Genomic DNA, 3,853 nt, shown 5'->3' with positions numbered 1-3,853 from the left:
GTAAGAAACAACCACGATTGCCAGAGGGCATATATTCTTCTTTCAGGTTTGCTTATGAAGGCCGATCACTCGGCATCGGCACATCTTCCCACTGAGTTTGAGCCATTTGCAAATACGAAAGATTCTGTCCTCAAGTATCTCTCAGAAAAAGAGATAGATGTATCTTCCCTCTGGCAGCTGGAGGTCCTCGATTCAGTCCTGGGAAAAAACGTGATACTGATTGCCTCAACCGGTATGGGGAAAACCGAACTAGCTTTACTTTGGAACGAAAATGAGAAACTTTTCTACACGTTGCCTTTAAGAACTTCGGTGAACGCAATGTTCAGCAGAATGGTTTCGGTTTTTGGTGATGATGGCCGGATAGGCTTGCTTCACAGCACTGCATCTGCGTATCTTCTTAAAGAGATAGAAGAAAGGGAAAAGCAAGACGCTGAAATAGTCGGCCTTATGGACAGAGCAAGGCAGCTTTCCTTACCGCTAAGTGTTTCGACAGCTGATCAGTTATTCACCTCGACATTCAAGTTTCCCGGTTACGAAAAGGTCTATGCCACTCTCTCTTACTCGAACATAGTAATAGACGAATTACAGGCATACAATCCTGAAATAGCGGCAGCAATTCTCTGGGGTCTGAAAGAAGTGACAGAGCTTGGGTCAAGGTTCTGCCTAATGACGGCCACACTGCCAGGGTTTTATCTGGATTTTGCGAAAAAGAACTTTCCAAATGTAGTAATCGAAAGGCGTTTTCTTCAGGTAGCAAAACATCGTATAGAAATAGTCAGGGAGAACATCGTTGAATCCTGTGATTCGATTATCGATTCATGGAGGGAAAAGGGAAGAGTACTGGTCGTAGTGAACACTGTTAAGCAGGCTCAGAAACTCTATGAAGAGCTTAAAAAGAGACTCAACGATGAGTCGGAGGATAATCTGATGCTCCTTCATTCGGGATTCATCCTTCGGGATAGGTCGTTCAAAGAAGATAGACTACTACATGATGACAATCCATTCAAGGGAATTGTGGTCAGCACCCAAGTCGTAGAAGCATCTCTTGACATTGACTTCCCAGTCCTGTTCACTGAAATTGCTCCTGCTGACAGCCTCGTACAGAGAATGGGTAGGGTTGAGAGACGGATAAGAGAGGGGAAACTGAATCTCGAAAAACCAAACGTGCATATATTCTGGAGTGACGAGACTTCCGGCGTTGGGTCTGTATATGAGAGAAACCTTGTCTCAGGAACGGGAGAGCTCCTGGAGAAGTATTCAGGCAGACTACTTTCAGAAGAGGACAAACAGGACATAGTGAACACTCTTTACTATAGCGAAAACGCGAAGAAAGTTAAGGAGAAGTTCGAGAAGGCAATAGAAATGCTTAAGTTGGGTATTCTAAAAGCCAAGAACCGCGATGACGCTCAGAAACTCTTCAGGGACATATCATCTATTGAGTGCATTCCTTTCACGATATATGAAAAAGAAGAAGATGTTATATCGAAGCTTGTGGAGAAAGTGGAATCCTCTAAAGAAAGGATTTCTCGCCTGCGCGCAGCAACCGAACTACAGGGATATACGCTATCCGTGAAGAGATCCAGAATTCCAGACTCAAAGATAGTGAAACTAATCGGAAGTATAGCCGTGATAAACATACCCTATGACGCTTCTATTGGAATCCAGTACGAAAAGGAAGAATCTCCCTTTGTTTGATACGGAGCTCCCTTCATATGGTGGTTTGCAGGTCTCATATTACACCGTATGCAAAAGAAAACTCTGGCTGTTCAGCCACGGAATTTCAATGGAGAGCGAAAACGAAAACGTGAAGCTTGGAAAGTTGCTGCATGAAGATTCCTATGAGCGAAAGGCGAAGGACATTCTAATCGACAACAAAATCAGAGTGGATTTCATTGATGGTGGCTCGATTCACGAAGTGAAAAAGTCATCCCGCCTTGAGGAAGCAAGTGAGAATCAGATTCTTTATTATCTGTATTATCTTTCACTAAAAGGCATTTTTGTAGACGGCGAGCTGCACTATCCAAAAGAAAACAGAGTGAAGAAAGTAACTCTCAATGAGACTGCCAGAGAGAAGATAGAGTTTATCATCTCTCACATTGACGAAATACTGCAAATGCCTTCTCCTCCTTCTCTTGACTCTGAATCGAAGCCCTACTGTAAGAAATGCGCCTACTATGACTTCTGCTATGGTTAGGAGGCCCCAAATTGAGGACTTACTACGTGATGAACAACGGAACGCTTCTGCGAGAGGGCAATACCCTCTATGTGAAGACCGATGAAAGGAAGAAAGCTATTCCCATACAAGATATCCACGATTTGTATGTAATGGGAGAGGTCACTCTCAATTCCAAGGTGATAAACTTCCTGGCGCAGAACGGGAAAGTCGTTCACTTCTTCAATTACTACGGCTTCTACTCAAGTTCTCTCTATCCGAGAGAAACACTTGTTTCTGGACATGTGAAGGTCAGACAGGCCGAACATTATCTGAACAGAAGAAAGAGGCTGAAACTGGCGCAGTTGTTTGTAGATGGTGCAGCGACAAACATTCGGCGGACACTCCTGTACTACCAGTCAAGGGGAAGAGACCTCGGCAATGCAATTGAATCAATTGAGAAAGAAAGCGCATCGATCTATGAATCCGGTGCAGTGGACCAGTTGATGGGTATAGAAGGAAGAATTAGAAGCACTTACTATTCGTGCTGGAACGATATACTGAAAGAGGCTCCTTCTTTCGATAAGAGGAAGAAGAGACCGCCGGACAATGAAGTCAATGCCCTCATTTCTTTTGGAAACTCCCTCATGTACACCGCAACTCTGAGCGAAATATACTACACACAGCTCGATCCAACAATCAGTTTTCTTCACGAACCGGGAACAAGGAGATTCTCACTTTCACTTGATATCTCAGAGATATTCAAACCTCTAGTAATTGACAGGATGATATTCAAACTCTGGAACAATGGAGAAATCGACACCTCTGACTTCACTAAGAAAGAAGGAATATGTCTGCTCAGTGATAAGGGCAGGATGACGATGCTGCAGGATTACGATGAAAGAATGAAGACAACGATGAAACACAGGAAATCAGGTAAACACCTAACATACAGGCAACTGATTCGCGCTGAGTGCTACAGACTGATAAAGCACATAATAGGCGATGAGAATTACGAACCATTCAAGGCCTGGTGGTAGTTTTGTATGTTCTTGTGGTTTACGATGTTGCGGTAAAGAGAATAGACAAGATTAGAAAGCTTCTTAAAAGGCAGTTGAACTGGGTTCAAAATTCTGTCTTCGAAGGAGAATTGACTGCTGCCGGATTTGAAGCAATGAAGAAAGCTATTAGGAGGGTAATAAAAAAGGACGAAGACAGTGTATTGATATACAAGATAAAAGATGAGAAATGGGTTAACAAGACCGTTATTGGTCTTGAAAAGGCAGATACGAAAAACTTCTTATGAAAGAACTCTCGTCGGGCTGGGATTCTTCCGTCACTCCCTCGCTCGAAAGTGACTTATAGTCCTCACCAACTGTCTATTCTTCTTTATTTGAAACGCTTTCAGAATGTCGTCGGGTCCCAAGGAGATTCGCACCATAACAGCTCGACGATACAGACAGCCACTTTCTTTTGAGAGAATCGACTGCAGTCGGCTATAATTGGATGTAATAAGCCCTATATTCGGGGGTTCCCATATATCCTTGAAGGTATCTAAATTCGGATCCAAAGAACTTTCCGTTTGAGCAATTGCAGTTCCCATATATCCTTGAAGGTATCTAAATATAAACGATGTGGTTTTGTCTAGGAACGACAAATCTGTTCCCATATATCCTTGAAGGTATCTAAATATAAATAGGG

4 protein-coding genes are annotated in these 3,853 nt (G+C 43.1%); all 4 read left to right on the top strand.

Annotated elements, in window-relative coordinates:
* The first annotated feature begins 54 nt into the window (after window positions 1–54).
* Genes cas3 through cas2 form a run of 4 tightly spaced genes read left to right on the top strand, consistent with a single transcriptional unit; the run spans window position 55 to window position 3,458 of the window.
* A complete protein-coding gene (gene cas3 / locus ENN47_12875; protein HDP79041.1) occupies window positions 55–1,695 on the top strand; it encodes a CRISPR-associated helicase Cas3' in 1,641 nt (546 codons plus the stop codon).
* Entirely contained in the window at window positions 1,643–2,194 is a 552-nt protein-coding gene (cas4, locus tag ENN47_12870) for a CRISPR-associated protein Cas4 (GenBank protein HDP79040.1), read from the top strand. The genes cas3 and cas4 overlap by 53 nt, the downstream gene beginning before the upstream one ends.
* Window positions 2,195–2,223: 29 nt before the next feature.
* Complete coding sequence (gene cas1b, locus ENN47_12865) at window positions 2,224–3,192, top strand: type I-B CRISPR-associated endonuclease Cas1 (GenBank protein ID HDP79039.1); 969 nt, start codon at window positions 2,224–2,226, stop codon at window positions 3,190–3,192.
* Window positions 3,193–3,194: 2 nt separating this feature from the next.
* Entirely contained in the window at window positions 3,195–3,458 is a 264-nt protein-coding gene (cas2, locus tag ENN47_12860; GenBank protein HDP79038.1) for a CRISPR-associated endonuclease Cas2, read from the top strand.
* Window positions 3,459–3,853: the final 395 nt, after the last annotated feature.

This window comes from Mesotoga infera (assembly GCA_011045915.1).
In the GTDB taxonomy this organism is placed as follows: domain Bacteria; phylum Thermotogota; class Thermotogae; order Petrotogales; family Kosmotogaceae; genus Mesotoga; species Mesotoga infera_D.
The sequence above is the reverse complement of the archived record's forward strand: the minus strand, read 5'-3'. Positions and strand labels throughout refer to the sequence as shown.

Coding starts and splice junctions, on each gene's coding strand:
- cas3 (HDP79041.1), top strand. CDS start 55: ATGAAGGCCGATCACTCGGCATCGGCACATCTTCCCACTGAGTTTGAG.
- cas1b (HDP79039.1), top strand. CDS start 2,224: ATGAACAACGGAACGCTTCTGCGAGAGGGCAATACCCTCTATGTGAAG.
- cas4 (HDP79040.1), top strand. CDS start 1,643: ATGACGCTTCTATTGGAATCCAGTACGAAAAGGAAGAATCTCCCTTTG.